Annotated in this window: 9 protein-coding genes; 2 read left to right on the top strand and 7 right to left on the bottom strand. The window is 74.0% G+C overall.

Annotation, left to right across the window (positions count from 1 at the left end):
* Positions 1-11: 11 nt before the first annotated feature.
* Positions 12-1,595, bottom strand: a complete 1,584-nt coding sequence (gene guaA / locus IE109_RS11525) for a glutamine-hydrolyzing GMP synthase (protein ID WP_189550699.1) — start codon at positions 1,593-1,595, stop codon at positions 12-14.
* Positions 1,596-1,903: 308 nt separating this feature from the next.
* Between guaA and IE109_RS11520 the strand changes: the two genes are divergently transcribed.
* Positions 1,904-2,221, top strand: coding sequence for a chorismate mutase (locus tag IE109_RS11520; RefSeq protein WP_189550698.1), 318 nt, complete (start codon positions 1,904-1,906; stop codon positions 2,219-2,221).
* A 568-nt stretch (positions 2,222-2,789) separates the two neighbouring features.
* Here the strand turns inward: IE109_RS11520 and IE109_RS11515 are convergent.
* Positions 2,790-4,511, bottom strand: coding sequence for a COG1361 family protein (locus IE109_RS11515; RefSeq protein ID WP_189550697.1), 1,722 nt, complete (start codon positions 4,509-4,511; stop codon positions 2,790-2,792).
* Between the two features lie 292 nt (positions 4,512-4,803).
* On the opposite strand from IE109_RS11515, the gene IE109_RS11510 reads away from it, so the two are divergent.
* Positions 4,804-5,940: a hypothetical protein gene (locus IE109_RS11510; protein WP_189550696.1), complete on the top strand. Its 1,137-nt coding sequence runs from the start codon at positions 4,804-4,806 to the stop codon at positions 5,938-5,940.
* 82 nt (positions 5,941-6,022) lie between these two features.
* Here the strand turns inward: IE109_RS11510 and IE109_RS11505 are convergent, their stop codons facing one another.
* The 5 genes from IE109_RS11505 to IE109_RS11485 all read right to left on the bottom strand — a co-directional run bounded on the left by IE109_RS11505 (position 6,023) and on the right by IE109_RS11485 (position 16,399).
* Entirely contained in the window at positions 6,023-7,831 is a 1,809-nt protein-coding gene (locus IE109_RS11505) for a GMC oxidoreductase (protein ID WP_189550695.1), read from the bottom strand.
* A gap of 49 nt (positions 7,832-7,880) precedes the next feature.
* The gene (locus IE109_RS11500; protein WP_189550694.1) at positions 7,881-9,524 is read right to left on the bottom strand and encodes a succinic semialdehyde dehydrogenase; all 1,644 of its coding nucleotides are present in this window, start codon (positions 9,522-9,524) and stop codon (positions 7,881-7,883) included.
* 114 nt (positions 9,525-9,638) lie between these two features.
* Entirely contained in the window at positions 9,639-11,696 is a 2,058-nt protein-coding gene (locus IE109_RS11495; protein ID WP_189550693.1) for a serine/threonine-protein kinase, read from the bottom strand.
* Between the two features lie 28 nt (positions 11,697-11,724).
* On the bottom strand, positions 11,725-13,596 hold the full coding sequence (locus IE109_RS11490; RefSeq protein ID WP_229890898.1) for a serine/threonine protein kinase: 1,872 nt from the start codon (positions 13,594-13,596) through the stop codon (positions 11,725-11,727).
* 187 nt (positions 13,597-13,783) lie between these two features.
* Positions 13,784-16,399 carry a serine/threonine kinase C-terminal domain-containing protein gene (locus IE109_RS11485; RefSeq protein WP_189550691.1) on the bottom strand — a complete coding sequence of 872 codons (2,616 nt, stop codon included), beginning with the start codon at positions 16,397-16,399 and terminating at the stop codon, positions 13,784-13,786.
* Positions 16,400-16,476: the final 77 nt, after the last annotated feature.

Here is a 16,476-nt window from a genome sequence, read left to right as displayed (position 1 = left end):
CCGGTGCGGGATCACTCCCACTCGATGGTGCCCGGCGGCTTCGACGTGACGTCGAGCACGACCCGGTTGACGTCCTTGACCTCGTTGGTGATCCGCGTCGAGATCTTCGCCAGCACGTCGTACGGCATCCGCGTCCAGTCCGCCGTCATGGCGTCCTCGGACGAGACGGGCCGCAGCACGATCGGGTGCCCGTACGTGCGGCCGTCGCCCTGTACGCCCACCGACCGCACGTCGGCGAGCAGGACGACCGGGCACTGCCAGATGTCGCGGTCGAGACCGGCGGCCGTGAGCTCCTCGCGGGCGATGGCGTCGGCCTCCCGCAGCAGGTCCAGGCGCTCCTTGGTGACCTCGCCGACGATGCGGATACCGAGGCCGGGGCCCGGGAAGGGCTGGCGCTGGACGATCTCCTCGGGCAGGCCCAGCTCGGCGCCGACCATCCGGACCTCGTCCTTGAACAGCTTGCGCAGCGGCTCGATCAGCTGGAACTCGAGGTCCTCGGGCAGCCCGCCCACGTTGTGGTGGGACTTGATGTTGGCCGTGCCCGTACCGCCGCCGGACTCGACGACGTCCGGGTAGAGGGTGCCCTGGACGAGGAACTCGACCGGGTGGTCGTCCGGCGCCTCGGCGACGATCTCGGCCTGGGCCTGCTCGAAGACCCGGATGAACTCCCGGCCGATGATCTTGCGCTTCTCCTCGGGGTCGGAGACCCCGGCGAGCGCCTTCAGGAACCGCTCCTGCGCGTCGACGACCTTGAGTTTGACGCCGGTGGCGGCGACGAAATCCTTCTCGACCTGCTCCGTCTCGCCCTTGCGCATCAGGCCGTGGTCGACGTACACGCAGGTCAGCTGGGAGCCGATGGCCTTCTGCACGAGGGCCGCGGCCACCGCCGAGTCCACGCCGCCGGACAGGCCGCAGATGGCGCGCTTCTCGCCGACCTGCGCGCGGATCGCCTCGATCTGCTCCTCGATGACGTTGCCGGTGGTCCAGTCGGGACGCAGGCCGGCACCGCGGTAGAGGAAGTGCTCCAGGATCTGCTGGCCGTGCGTGGAGTGCATCACCTCGGGGTGGTACTGCACGCCGTACAGCTTCTTCGCGTCGTTCTCGAAGGCGGCGACCGGCACGACGTCGGTGGACGCGGTGACGGTGAACCCCTCGGGCGCGGCGGAGCAGGCGTCGCCGTGCGACATCCACACCGGCTGCTCGGCCGGGGTGCCCTCGAAGAGCGTGGAGGACGTCCGGGAGACGTGCAGGGGCGTGCGTCCGTACTCGCGCGCGCCGGTGTTGTCGACGGTGCCGCCGAGGGCGGTGGCCATCAGCTGGAAGCCGTAGCACATGCCGAAGACGGGGACGCCGGCCTCGAAGATCTCACGGTCGAGCTGCGGGGCACCCTCCTCGTACACCGAGGAGGGGCCGCCGGACAGGATGATCGCCTTGGGGTTCTTGGCCAGCATCTCGGCCACCGGCATGGTGGACGGGACGATCTCGCTGTAGACCCGGGCCTCACGGACGCGGCGGGCGATGAGCTGGGCGTACTGCGCGCCGAAGTCGACGACCAGTACGGCGTCGGGCGCGGCAGCGGGATTCGCTGATGACACTACGGCGGCCTTCCGGCGGGGAGGAGTCTGTATGTCGATTCTACCGGCGCGGCCGGGGCGACCTTTGTCTCACCATCCGAACCGGCACCCGTCGCCCTCGGTCGATGGTCCATACTGGCGGCATGCGCAAGCTCTCGACCTTCGTCTTTACCTATGGCACCGGCCCGTCCGGCTGCCATGGTCGTGCTGCTTGAGCCACTGACAAGCGACTTCCCCAGGCGCCCCGGGCCGACAAGGTCCGGGGCGCCTGTCGTTCGTCCGGAGCTCGTCACCGCCCGGGGCGCCCCTTCCCCCGAGGAGCCCCCGCCATGACCGCAGTGCACACCGACCGCCCGCACGCCGACCGGACGCACGCCGACCGGACCGGCGCCCGCACCGACGAGGCCGCGGACGTGATCACGGGCGCCCGTGACCGGATCGACGCGCTCGACGACCGGATCATCGGGCTCATCCAGGAGCGGATGGCCGTCTCGGCCGTCATCCAGGAGGCCCGCCTCTCCTCCGGCGGCCGGCGCGTGAACCTGGCCCGCGAGATGGAGGTGCTCACCCACTACCGCGACGCCCTGGGCAAGCCGGGCACGTCGCTGGCGATGACGATGCTGGAGCTGTGCCGGGGCCGGATCTGAGTTCGGTCGCGCTCTCACCCGTACGGCGCGTGACCGCTTCCGGACGGCTTCGTTGGTCCCGGTGTCCGTGTCATCCAGGGGCGGGCCGAGAAAACCACGCGTGGCTCCGCTGGGGCGTGTGGCGTTCCCCGTGGGGGGCGCCGTGGGACCTCGCTCCAGCGCGCGTGACCGGACGGCAGGGGACAGCAGCCCGGTCACCCGAAAAGGCGGTCGGCTCCGGGGACGCCCGGAGCCGACCGCATCAGCTCCCGACGGTCCCGACCGGTCGCGTCGCCCACGGCCGTCCCGCACGACGCACCACGAGCCCGGTCCCCGCACTCGGGTCGCCGGACTCCGGTCCCCGCACTCCGGTCGCCGCCCCGCAGGAACACCGCACCGCACCCCCGCATCGCCGCAGGTCCGCACCACCGTCCAGGACCGCCCCCGCCCCGACCGCCCCTCCCACGACCACAGCCAAGCGGCGTCACCCCCCGGCGCCGCCTGTCCCGGCACCGACGCCGCCCTGACGCCGGTGCCGGGACCGAGGGCCCCGCGGAAGCGTTTCCGCGGGGCCCTCGGTCCGTCCGTGTCACCAGGCGCCGGCGCGACGCCGGGCGACGGCGAGGACCGCGGCGCCCGCCGCGACGAGGGCGACGGCGCCGGCGGCCACCGGCAGGGCGAGCGAGCCGGTGCTGGCGAGGCCGCCCGCGGTGCCGGCCGTGGTGGCCGAGCCGCCCGTGGCGCCGGCCGAGGTGCCGGCACCGGCCGTCGAGCCGCCCGTGGCGGCCGAGCCGGTGGCCGTGCCGCCCGTGGCGGTGGTGCCGCCGGTCGTCGTACCGCCGGTCGTACCGCCCGCCGTCGGGCCGCCCGTGGTGGCCGGGCCCGAAGTGGCCGAGCCGGTGGTGGTGCCGCCCGAGGTGGCCGAGCCGGTGCCCTCAGGGTTCAGCACCAGCCGGGCCGTGTTGTCGGCGGCCTCCGGGTCGAAGGCGAGGGCCGGGTGGGCCAGGGCCTGGCCGCGGACGGTCACGGTGCCCTCGGCGCCAGGGACGACCCGGTCGATCCTCAGCTCGAAGGGCAGCGCGAAGTCCTCGTCCTCGAACACCCGGATCGGCGTGTCGCAGAAGTAGCGCGGCGCGCCGAGGGGCTCCTTCCGGTACCCGCCCGTGGCGGTGCGCGGCTCGCAGCGGGCCGGCTTCCCGGTGACGGTGGCGCCCGCCGGGACGGTCACGTCCACGGTCGCGACGGGGTCGCCGGAGCGGAGGTTCGCGATCCAGGCGGGGCCCCTGTTGCGGAAGCCGACCGTCGCCTCGACCGTCCCGCCCGCCTCCGCGGCGAGCGTGTCGCCGTACGCGGTGAAGCCGGCGGTGTTCGTGGCGAGCAGGTCGAACTCCTGCCCGTTGTCCAGTGGGTCGAGGTCCGCCGCGCGGGGGGTGGCCCGTGTCTTCCTCAGGGTGAGCTCCGGGCCGGCGCCCTTGGGCGCCTTCCGGGCGTCGCCGCGCTCCTCGACGCGGTGCGTGAAGATCTCGCGGTACGCGTGGGAGCCGGCCTTCAGCCCGATCGGCTCGGCCAGCGTGTAAGTGGCACCGGCCTCGAACGTGCCGGGGAAGTCGCAGACCGCCCGGGTGCGGTCCCGCGTGCCGGTGTAGTCGCAGTTGGCGTACCGGCGCGTGTAGTCGAGCCCGTGCGAGGTCGTGAGCGTGAGGCGTACGCCCTCGGCGTCGGCCGTACCGGCGTTGGTGAAGGTGAGCGGGGCGTTCTGCACCCGGCCCGGCTCGATTTGGTGATCCAGGGCGAGGGGGTGCATCACCAGGTCGGGTCCGCCGACGGTCACCCGCGCCGTGTACGAGGTGAAGGTCGCGCCCTCGGCCCTGCCGGTGACCTCGATCGCGCCGGTGGCGCCGGGCTCGCTGCCCTTCGCGGCGGAGAGTTCCAGCTCCGCGACGGTGTCGCCGCCGGGCGGGATGCCGAAGGCGTCGGTGCAGGTGCCGGTCGTACCGGTGATCACGCAGTGCGAGCTGCCGGTCTCGCCGAAGCGGACGTCGGCGACGCCCACGACTCCGCTCAGGTCGAAGGTGACGGTGTACTCGCCGTCGAAGCCGCCGCCCTCCCGGTCCCCGTCCGGGTCGTGCACGGTGACGCCCACCGTGGCGCTCCGCGGCTCGCCGGTGCCCGGGTGGGGGCGCAGGCCCACCTCGGCCGGGCCGTCGACGGTGAGGACCGGTTCCCCGGCGGCGTACGCGCCGGGCGCGGCGCTCAGGACGACGCCGGCGAGCAACAGCCCGGCGGTGACGGAGGAGGAAAGGCGTCTCATCAGGGGACCTCTGGATGCGGCGTACGACGGTGATTGCTCGGGCACGGGTTCGACCGGACGGCGGAGCGGATGGTTGCGTCGCCGAAGATCACGGATCGGGCACGGAAAAGGACACAAACGGAACGTGTGATGCAGCGCACATAAGTTTTCTGTCAGATGGCGGGCAACCATCCCCTCCCTTCGCAGGTCATGCATGCGAAACAACGGCCACATCCGTGACACCCCACACCGGGTCGGCCCCCACGACACCGTGCCGCAACGTGCGGCACGCCTGGACTTCACTGAGGTCTTCATGAAGCTTCGCCGCGCCATGGCGGTCGCCGCCGCGACCGCCGTCATAGCCCCTGCCGCCTTCCTGGCGGCTCCGGCCGCGTACGCGACGGACGGCACCACCAGCACGACCTCCGGCACCACGGGCGGTACGGAGACCGGCACCACCGACGGCGCCACGGCGACCGACGAGGGCACCAAGACCGACGACACCGCGGCCACCACGGAAGACGGCACGAAGACCGACGACGGCGCCGCGTCCACCGAGGACGGCACCAAGACCGACGAGGGCTCGAAGACCGAGGACGACACGGTCACGGGCGGCACGGAGGCCGGTACCGACAAGCCCGGCACCGACAAGCCCGGCACGGACAAGCCGGGCACGGAGGCGGGCACCGACAAGCCGGGCACCGAGACCGGCAAGGACGAGGAAGAGGCCGGCGAGGGCGAGACCGGCGAGGACGAGGAGATCATCGAGGAGGAGATCTGCGAGCAGGCCGCCGTCGACGTCTCGCTCTCCAACCTCCCCGGCACGATCGTCGCGGGCAGCGGCTGGAAGAACTTCCAGCTGAACGTCAAGAACAACAGCAAGGAAGCCCTCGACGAGGTCGTCGTGGGCGCCTGGGCCTCCTACGCCGACGACGTGGAAGGGGACGCCGACACCGACCGCCTGGTCGAGAAGTACGCCAAGATCGAGTACAAGCTGCCCAACGGGCAGTGGGACAGCGGCGCCAACCTCTCCGGCCAGAACATCGGCTTCTTCTTCGACGTCGTCAAGCTGAAGAAGGACGAGAACCGCACCATCCAGCTGCGCATCTCGATCGACAAGGCCGCGCCCGCCGGCACCGCCCTCGGCTTCGCCGCCACGGGCTACGACAAGAACGACGAGTGCTACGAGGACTACGCGTCCTACGACTTCCAGGTCCTGGCCGCCGGCAGCAACGGTGGCGGCGGTGGCGAGGCCAAGCCGTCCGACGAGAAGCCGGCCGACCTGAAGCCGCAGGGCGGCTCCACCCCGATCACGGTCGAGGGTGAGCTCGCCGAGACCGGTTCCTCCTCGATGCTGCCGACCATCGGCATCGCCGGTGGCATCACCGTCGTCGCCGGTGCCGGTGTCGTCTTCGCGCTGCGCCGTCGCAACGGTGGCGCCACCGCGTAACCCGCACCGCTGAAGCAAGGGAGGCGCTGCACTCGGAGGGGGGTGCAGCGCCTCTCTCGTGTCCGCTTCCGGCGGTCGCCCGCTACTGCTTCGGCGGTACCGCCGGAATGCCCAGGAACGGGAGCCTCAGGGCGCCGAAGGCGTCCGCCGGCACGGCGGGGGACCTGGGCGCGACCGGGGCGAGGCGTACGTAGTCCGCGTCCTGCGCCGGGCGGGGGTCCTCCTCGCCCTTGTTGGGCCAGAAGGACATGGCGCGCTCCGCCTGGGCGGTGATGGTCAGCGACGGGTTGACACCGAGGTTCGCGGAGACCGCCGCGCCGTCGACGACCGAGATCCCCGGGTGGCCGTGGAGGCGGTGGTACGGGTCGATGACGCCGTCCCGCGCCGTCGCGCCGATGACGCAGCCGCCCAGGAAGTGGGCGGTGAGCGGAGTGCCCATCAGCTCGCCGACGTTGGAGCCGGCGAAGCCGTTGATCTCCTCGGCCAGCAGGGTCGCCGCGCGCGTGCCCTCGGCGATCTGCTTGGGGTTGGGCGAGCCGTGCCCCTGACGGGCGGTGAGGAGGCCCTTGCCGACGCCGTCGCGCTTGCGGTAGGTGGTCAGCGAATTGTCCAGGGACTGCATGACGAGTCCGATGATGGTCCGCTCGGACCAGCGGCGGTTGGACAGCGACCGCATCGTCAGCAGCGGGTGTCGGACCACGTTGCCGAGCCAGGCCCGGACCCGGCGCTCGGCGTAGGGGACCTGGAGGATCGACAGGGACCCCATGGCGTTGGAGCCCTTGCCGTAGCGGACCGGCTCGATGTGGGTGTTGGCGTCCGGGTGGATGGACGAGGTGATGGCGACGCCCCGGGTGAAGTCCACGCGCTCGTGGCCGTGTCGCTTGCGGTAGCGGCGGTCGGTGGTCTGGGAGCCCACCAGGGCCTCGGAGTTGGTGCGGGTCAGCTCGCCGAGGCGGTCCGAGACGCGGGGCAGCTTCCCCTCGTCCTTCATGCGGTGCAGCAGTGTCTGGGTGCCGTACGTGCCGGCCGCGACGACGACGTACCGGCAGCGCAGGGCCCGCGGGGCGGCCTTGCGGCGGCGGTGCGTGGGCACGGCCGAGACGACGTAGCCCTCACCCGAAGGGGCCTCGGTGACGGCGGTGACCGTGGTCATCGGGTGGATGACGGCCCCGGCCTTCTCGGCGAGGTACAGGTAGTTCTCGGTGAGGTTGTTCTTCGCGCCGTGCCGGCAGCCCGTCATGCACTCCCCGCACTCGGTGCACGCGCGGCGGGCCGGGCCCGCACCGCCGAAGTACGGGTCGTCGACCTTCTGGCCCGGCTTCGCCCTCGCCGAGCCGTCGGCGTCCTCCCCGTCCCCGAAGAAGACGCCGACGGGCGCGAGGTGGAACGTGTCGCCGACGCCCATCGCCTGCGCCGCCGCCTTGAGGTGGACGTCGGAGGGGGTCATCGTCGGGTTGAGCCGTACGCCCAGCATGCGCTTGGCCTGGTCGTAGTACGGGGCCAGCTCCTCCTGCCAGTCGGTTATCGACGCCCACTGCCTGTCCCGGAAGAACGGCTCCGGCGGCACGTACAGGGTGTTGGCGTAGTTGAGGGACCCGCCGCCCACCCCGGCGCCCGCCAGCACCATGACGTTGCCGAGGAGGTGGATGCGCTGGAGGCCGAACAGGCCCAGGGTCGGCGCCCACAGGTAGTTCTTCACGTCCCAGGAACTCCTGGGCAGCGTGCCGGGGGTGAAGCGGCGGCCCGCCTCCAGGACGCCGACCCGGTAGCCCTTCTCCGTCAGGCGGAGGGCCGAGACCGAGCCGCCGAAGCCGGAGCCGACGACAATGACGTCATAGTCGTACCCATCGGGCGAATCACCCTGATGACGGGCAGCGGGCACCTGGGGCATGGGCTCTCCTCGTACCGGGACTCGTACCGGATCTCGTACCGAAGGGGGTCTAGCGGAAGCGGAACGCCTTCATCAGGCGCAGGCTGCGGCTCATGAGCGCCGCGTACTGCTCGTCGTCCAGGCCGAACACGGGCGCGAGCGGGAGGACGCGCTGCTGCGCCACCGTCTGGGCCTCGGTGTACTTGAGGATGCCCTCGGAGCCGTGCCTGCGGCCGAGCCCGGAGTCCTTCATGCCGCCCATGGGCGACTGGACGCTGCCGTACGCCGGCGCGTACCCCTCGTTGATGTTGACGGTGCCGGTGCGGAGCTTCGCGGCGACCGCGTGGCCGCGGCGGCCGTCCTTCGTCCAGACGCTGGCGTTCAGGCCGTACGCGGTGGCGTTGGCGCGCTCGACGACCTCGTCCTCGTCCTGGAAGCGGTAGACCGAGACGACGGGCCCGAAGGTCTCCTCGGCGCACACGGCCATCGGCTCCTGGACGTTCTCCAGGATGGTCGGCTCGTAGAAGAGGGGGCCGATGTCGGGGCGGGCGACGCCGCCGGCGACGACCGTGGCGCCCTTCGCGACGGCCTCCTCGACGTGCCGGGTGACGGTCCTGAGCTGCCGCTCGCCCACCAGGCACCCCATGTCGGCGCCGTACGCCAGGGAGGTGCCCAGGCGCATGGCCTTCGTACGGGCGGCGAACCGCTCCAGGAAAGCGTCGGCGATCGACTCGTGGACGTACAGCCGCTCGATGGAGATGCAGAGCTGGCCGGCCGAGGAGAAGCAGGCGCGTACGGCGCCGGCGGCGGCCTTCTCGACGTCCGCGTCGTGCAGCACCAGCATGGCGTTCTTGCCGCCCAGTTCGAGGGAGACGCCGACGAGGCGGGCGGCCGCCCCCTGGGCGACCTCGCGGCCGGTGCGGGTCGATCCGGTGAACGACACGTAGTCGGCGTGCCTGACGACCTCGGGACCGACGACCGGGCCGTCGCCGAGGACCACCTGGAACACCTCGGCGGGCAGGCCGGCCTCGACGAGGAGGTCCCGGGCCCACAGGGCGGTGAGCGCGGTCTCCGTGTCGGGCTTCATCACGACCGCGTTGCCTGCGACGAAGGCGGGCAGCGCGTCGCCCACGGACAGTTCCAGCGGGTAGTTCCACGGCGCGATCTGGCCGACGACCCCGCGCGGCTGCCGCAGTTCGGTCACCTTGGTGAGGCCCGGTACGACGCCGGTGTGGCGCCTGGGCCGCAGGTACGCGGCGGCGCGGCGGCCGTAGTGACGGGCGGCGACGGCGACGGCCTGGACCTCTTCGTGGGCGTGCAGCCGGGCCTTGCCCGTCTCCAGCTGGATGAGGTCGAGGACCTCCGCCTGCCGCTGGAGGACCAGGTCGTGGAAGCGGAGGAGGACGGCGGCACGCGCGCGTACGGGCGTGGCGGCCCAGACGGGCTGCGCGGCGCGGGCACGGTCGAACGCCTCGGCGACGTCCTCGGGCGTGGACGCGGGCAGCTCGGCCAGTCGTTCCCCGGTGAACGGGGTGTGGTTGGCGGTCCGGCCGGACCCGACGACGCCACGGGTGAGCTGTGCGACCACTTCGGGCGTCACCACGTCGGCGGCGGTACGGGCGCCGGCCGGGGCGGGGGCGGTCGGGTTCGTGCCGGGAGGCGTGGCGGGGGCGGCCTGCGCGTCCGTCGCCTGCGTGTCCGTCGTGTCCGTCATGGGGGCGAGGGTATGCCGGATGGGGCCTGCGCGGTACCCGCCGGTAACACCTTTTCCCGGTCCGCTCCCACCGTGCCAGTGTTCGCTGGCAAATAAGCCCTGATCAGGGGCTCGTCAGGAGTGCCGTACCCGGAAGGAATCAAGAACGGTGTCGAAGTGGCGCTTCAGCTCGTCGAGCCGGGCCACCGGGGCCGACACCCACACGTCGTACATCCGCCCGCTCTCGTCCCAGCAGATGTCGTACGTGCGGCGCGCCCCCTCGGGAGCCGTGAAGCCGTTCCAGGTGAACTCCCGCAGCGCCGCCGCCAGTCCGTTGTGCGTCGTCGGGGTGACCCGGGCGGCGCGGTAACCGGGGTACGTGCCGGGGCCGTTCGCGTGGGCGCGCCGCATGTACCCGAGAGGGCCGCCCGGGGCCGGGGCCTGGACCCGCACCCCGATCCGCATGGACCGGTCGGACGACATGTAGAAGACCCGCCGCTCGTCGGTGGAGCGGACGTACCCGACGGGCACGGTGAGCGAGAAGCCGCGCGGGTCGGTGGCCGAGCGGTATCCGCTGGGCACGCGGGCGTGGGCGGGTCCCGCGGTGTGGCTTCCGGTGGGCGGCCGGGAGACGCCGGGGGCGGGATCGGGGTGGGGGTCGCTGGAGCGGGGCGGGGCGCCGGTGGTGGTTCCCGGGCCGGCGCCGGTGCCCGCCGCCGCGCCCGGCGTGTTCGGTACGCCGGGCGCGTCCCCCGGCGGCGAGACGGTGGCCGTCCGGTGGTCGTCGCCCCCGCCACCGCCCCCGCCGCCGTCGTCCCGCAGGAGCAGCACGCCCACCGCGCCCGCCCCGGCGAGGGCGACCAGGAGCGCGGCGGCCACCACCGGCGTGCGGAACCACGGCCGGGGCGGGCGGCCGGGGTGCGGGGGCACGGCGTCCCGGTGCGGGGGCGCGGCGCCGGCGCGCGACCGGTCGCGGAGGCGGGCACGGGCGCGGGCGCCGACGCCGCCCGCGCGGACCGGCACGGCGTCGGAGGGCTCGGGACGGGAGCCGTCGGCGCGGCGCGGGGCGGCACCGGGCGGGACGGCGTCGGCGTAGGGACCCGCGTAGGGACCGGGGTAGGCGCCGGAGGGGGGACCGGCGTAGGCGCCCGAGTAGGAACCGGAGTAGGGCCCGGAGTAGGGGCCGGCGGAGAAGCCGGTGAAGGGGCCGGCGGAGAAGCCGGTGGAGGGGCCGGCGGGGGTGTCCGCGCCGGCCGCCGTGCCCGGGTCCGGCGGCGGCGCGTCACCCGCTCCCCCGGACCCGCGCCGCCCGTGCCCGCGTACCTCGTCGCCGCCCTGCCCCAGGGCCCGCCGCTCGCGGGGCCCCTGCTCGTACCGCCGGGGCCCGGAGCCCTCCGCGTACGCCCGCAGCAGCCGCTCCGCCTCCGCCGCGCCCATCCGCCGGGCCGGGTCCCGCCGCAACAGGCCGCGTACGACGGGCAGCAGAGGCCCCGCGGCGGCGGGCGGCCTGAAGTCCTCCTCCACGACCGCGTGCAACACCCCGCCCAGGGAGTCCCGGTGGAACGGCGACTGGCCGGTCAGCGTCGCGCACAGCAACGCCCCCAGGGACCACAGGTCCGTCTCCGGACCGGCCAGGGAGCCCTGCATCCGCTCGGGCGCGGTGTACTCGGGCGAGCCGACGAACATCCCCACCTCGGTGATCGTGGTGGACCCGGCCAGCTGGGCGATCCCGAAGTCGGTGAGCACGACCCGCCCGGTGCCCTCCTCGATCAGCACGTTGGCCGGTTTGAGGTCCCGGTGCAGCACCCCCAGCGCGTGGGCGGCGCGCAGGGCGCTCAGCAGCGCGAGGCCGACGCGGGCCGCCTCGCGCGCGTCGAGGGGGCCGTGGGCCGCGATCCGTTCGGCCAGCGAGCCGCCCTCGATCAGCTCCATCACGATGTACGGGACGTCGTCCTCCTCGACGACGTCGTGGACGCAGACGATGTGCGGATGGTGCACGCGCGCGATGGCCCGCGCCTCGCGGAGGGTGGGATGGACGGCGGTCCCCACATCCACGTGCAGTTCCTTGACGGCCACCCGGCGGCCGAGCAGCTCGTCGTACGCCCGCCAGACCGTACCCATGCCGCCGCGCCCGAGCCGGGCCTCCAGCCGGTAGCGTCCGACGATCCGCCGTTGCTGCCCCGATCCGGACACGGCACATCCCCTCTGCTCGCGCCGAGGGTCACTCCCCGGCGGGACGCCAGCCGCGCAGCACGATGTCGAACTGCTCCCGGGTCACCGGCCAGTCGGCCGCGGGAGCGGACATGAACAGCGCGTACTCGGTTCCGTCGTCCGCGTAGTACACCTGGTCGATCGCGTGCCGCTCGCCCGCGTTGGCGTTCTTCTCGACCCAGGTGAACTCCCACAGACAGGATTCCAGTTGATCACGGAACGTGTTCGTACGCAGCTCCTTCCGCTCATACCGGGGAAGCCGCTTCTTCAGCCCTTTCTCGATATCGAGCATGTGGAGACAGGGATTCTCGAAGTCCGGTGAGGTGTCGGCGCTGATACGGATGAGGTGACGGCCGTTGTCGGGCGTGTAGTCGATCTGACCGCCTTCCGTCCGGCGCTTCCAGCCCTCCGGTACGAGAAGGCTGAAACCCGACGGGTCCTCGACCCTCTCCCAGCCCTCCGGAACGGAGTCGGCCGCCCCGTTCCGGTCGGTCGAGTCCGTGCGGGCCGTGTCGTCGTTCCCGTACCGCATCACGGCGAAACCCGCGGCACTGCCCACGACGGCGGCGAGCACGGTCATGAGGACGGCGGTACGCCACGGCCTGCGCCCCCGCTCCGGGTCGCCGCCCGGACGGTGGCCGGTGCGGTGGTCCGGGCGGTGGTCGGTGCGGTGGTCCGCGTGGCTGTCCGGGCGGTGGTCGGTGCGGTGGTCCGCGTGGCTGTCCGGGCGGTGATTCCTGTGGGTGTCGGTGCGGTTGTCGGTGCGGTCGCTTGTCCGGCCGTCCGCGCGGTCGTTCCTGGGGTCTCCGTCCGCGCGGTGCCGGTCGCCGGGCGCGCGGTCGCCGGCCGGGCGGCCCGCGGTGGGGCCGTCCGTGGCGGGACGGCCCGGCGTGGGGTGGCCCGGCGCGCGGACGGGCGTCCGGCGCGTGGTGTCCCCGTCCGGGGCCCCGCCGCCGACGGGCTCGGCCCGCCGGCCGGCGGGCAGTGTCGCGGTCGCCCCCGGCAGGTCGTCCCGGCTCATCGTGCGCGTCGGGACGTACGCCTGTGCCGCTGCCGGGGTACGGCCCTCCATCGCCTCCAGCAGCATGCGTTCGGCCTCGGCGGCGCCGGGCCGGTCCGCCGGGTCCTTGCGCAGCAGGGCGACGATGACGGGGGCGAGGGCGCCGGCGTACCGGGCCGGCGGCGGCTCCTCGGTCACCACGGCCTGCATGACGCTCAGGGGTGACGTGTGGTGGAAGGGCGAGGTGCCCTCGACCGCCGTGTACAGCGTGACGCCCAGTGACCAGAGGTCGGAGGCGGGGCCCGGGTCGCCGCCGCGTACCCGCTCGGGCGCCAGGTACTCGATGGACCCGACGAGTTCCCCGGTACGGGTGATCGTGGAGTCGCCCTCGATGGCCGCGATTCCGAAGTCGGTGAGCAGGACCCGGCCGTCGCGGGCGAGCAGGACGTTGCCGGGCTTGACGTCCCGGTGCAGCACCCCGGCGGCGTGCGCGGCGCGCAGCGCCCCCAGGACGTGCAGCCCGATGCGGGCCGCCTCACGCGCCTCGATACGGCGGTCTTCGGCCGCCTTGGCCGCATCGGCGAGCGACGGCCCGTCGACGTACTGCATCACGATCCAGGGGCGGTCATCGTGTTCCAGGACGTCGTGGACGGTGACGACCCCGGGGTGGGTGATGCGGGCGGCGGCCCGCGCCTCCTTCTGCGTACGCGCGTGGAGCACGGCCCGGTCGGCCTCGGAGACGTACTTACCGGCCGTCAGTTCCTTGACGGCCACGGTGCGGTGCAGCACCTCGTCGTGGGCGCGCCAGACCTTGCCCATGCCACCGCGGCCGATGGCCTCGTTCAGCCGGTACCGCCCGGCGAGCACGAGTCCCGCGCCCATGCCTTGAGAGTGTTCCACTGTCCCCCGCCCGTTCCTTCGGGGTCCAGGTTACGGAGGGTGGCGCCTTGGCCGAAACCTCGGGGTTGTCAAGGAGACCGCTCTGTGATGCGTACCCGGGGTTACGGGCGCATTTGGGGCATGTGGGGGGCAGTTGACGGGTCGTCGAGGGCTCCGGGAGGGGCCTTCCTCAGCGGGTCGAGCGGTAGGCGGAGACGGCCTGCTGGTAGATCTCGGAGACCTTGTCACGCTGCGTTTCCGGGCCGATGACCTGAACGACGTGGTAGCGGTCCCCGACGATCAGGGCGAGGTTGCGGACGTACACCTCCCGGCCGTTGGCGTCCGACCAGGTGAACTGGCCCTCCGCCATGACCTGCCGGCCCACGTCTATCCGGCGCAGCCCGGCGGCCGTCGCCCAGCTGCTGTCCCGCCAGGGCTGGAGCTCGCGCTCCTTCGTGCGCTGGTACTCCAGCGGGTCGCCGCCCGCCGCCTGGACGGTATCCCGGCCGGGGACGACGATGAGGGTGAAGTCACCGCCGGCGTAACGGACCTGGCCCACGTCGTTGATCGGGCTGCGCCGCCAGCTCTTGTCGACGCCGACGCGGAAGCCCTCGGGGTCGTCACGCACCGTGTACCCGGCCGCCATGTCGGGCGCGTCGGGGGCGCCGGACGCCCCGGGCGTGACGGTGTTGGTGGAGGGCGCCGGATCGCTGGGGGTCGGCCGCTGCTCCGCCGGGGTGCCGGACGGCTGCCGCTGGGTGGGCTGTTGGGGCTGCTGCGGCTGCTGCGACGGCTGTGGGGCCTGTCCCTGGGGCCGCGTGTCCGCCTTGGGCATGAACATCACGGCGTACGCGACGGCGGCGGTGAGCACGAGGAGTATCACGACCAGCAGGACGCGCCCGAGGGCGCCGGGCGCACGGGCCTCGCGGGGCGCACGGGTCTCGCGGGGCGCGTGGGTCTCACGGTCCTCGCCGCCGGCTCCCGCGGGGGCCATGGCGGGCCGGGTGCCCCTGCTGTGCCGGTGCCGCCCGTGGCCCGCGCCGGAGGCGCGGAAGCGGCGCCGCCGCACCAGTTCGCCCCGGCGCCGCACGATGGGCAGCCGGGTGGCGTCGACGGACGGCATGGGGACGACCCCGACGCCCGCGTCGGGCTCGGGTGCCGACCGGATGAGCGAGCGCAGCCAGCCGCGCAGTTCCTCGAAGTCGGGGCGCTCGGTCGGGTCCTGGCGCAGCAGCGACTCGACGACCGGACGCAGCGGGCCGCACTCCTCGGCGAACGCGGGCGGCTCGGCGCACACCATCTGGACCAGCTCGGCGGCGTTCTCCTCGGGGTACGGGGCGTGGCCCTGGACCGCGCGGTAGAGCAGCGCGCCGAGCGCCCACAGGTCGGTCGAGGGGCCGATGGGAGGCGCCAGCTGCCAGGTGTCGTGGACGGGACCGGCCTGTTCGGGCGCCCACCGCTCGGTCACGGCCCCGACGACGGCGATCCGGGCCTGACGGGCGCGCTCGGCGGCCAGGGGCGTGGTCGGGCCGCGGTACGCGGGCGTGGTGGCCCGGCCGCCCTCGGCGTCCTCCCACCGGCCGGGCGGCTCGGCGGCCGGGCCGGCGGGCGGCTGGGCGCCCTCCGTGCCGGCGCCGGGCGTACGGGCCTGGCGCCGGGCATCGGCGCGCAGCGCGTCGCTGGTGCCGTACGGGGAGGCGCCCCCGCCCGCCGGGAGGGAGCCGCCGCCGGATCCGGGACCGTCGGTCCAGGTGCCGGCCAGCTGGGCGCGGCGCGGAGCCCCGTCGCCCGGCTCGCCGGGTTCGTCGTCCTCGTCGTCGTCGAGGTCGGCGGTGTGGGACCACCACCGCGGCTCGTAGTCCGCCGGGGTGCCGCCCGCGGGGGCCGCGGGACCCCGCGGCGGGGGCGGCAGGGACAGCGCGGCGCCCGCCTCCTCCGCCCGGGCGGCGGCGCGCGCTCCGGCGCGGTACGCGGCGATGGCGCCCGCCCGTGAGGCGCGGCCGTCCGGCGCGACCGGCTCCGGCGGCCCGCCCGGTCCCGGCAGCGCGGGCGGCTCGTGGCGCACGGGGGCGGGCCGTCCCGGCTCGGTCGGTGCGGCGGGCTCGTACCCGGGGGCGAGCGCGGGCAGGGAGACCGGGGCGGGACCGGAGGGGACCGGCGCGGGAGGCAGGTCGTCGTCGGCGTCCGGGTCCGGGACGGGCGCGTAGCCGCACAGCGCCTCCTCGGCGGCGCCGGCCGCGAGGCCCGTCAGCACGACCCGTCCGTCGTCGCAGACCAGCACCGTGCGCACCGTGATGTTCCGGTGGACCCAGCCGTGCGCGTGGAGAGCGCGCAGGGCGGTGAGCACGTCGGAGCCGATCTCGGCCGCCCGGTAGGGGCTCAGCGGCTCCTCCGCGAGCAGGGCCGCCAGGGGCCTGGCCGCGACCAGTTCACTCACTATCCACAGCGACCCGGCCTCGGCGAAGACGTCGAAGACCTGGTCGAGCCTGGGGTGGTCCGGGATCTGCGCGGCGGCCTGCGCGGCCTCGATGGCCCGCCGTACCGCCGGGTCACCGGAGCGCCGGACCGCCCGGCCCGCGGCCGGACCGCGCGGCACTCGCCCTCCGGCCGGGACGGCGTACCCGTCGAAGCCCTCGGGCTCCACCACCTCGGCGTCGACGACCTCCGGCAACGGCACCTGCCGGACCAGCACTTCCTGACCGCTGTAGGTGTCGAAGGCGCGCGTCTCGACGAGCTCGTACTCGTCGGACGGCGGCAACGGCAGGCGGTAGCGGTCCGCCAGCACCCTCCCCGCGTAATCGTCCACGCCGCCGCCTCCCCACGAGCGCGCTGTCCCCCGGCCTCACCAACCGTACAGAACCGTCGATCCCGGCCGGCCGCTGC

The sequence above is a fragment of the Streptomyces lavendofoliae genome, assembly GCF_014649735.1.
Taxonomy (GTDB): Bacteria; Actinomycetota; Actinomycetes; order Streptomycetales; family Streptomycetaceae; genus Streptomyces; species Streptomyces lavendofoliae.
The sequence above is the reverse complement of the archived record's forward strand: the minus strand, read 5'-3'. Positions and strand labels throughout refer to the sequence as shown.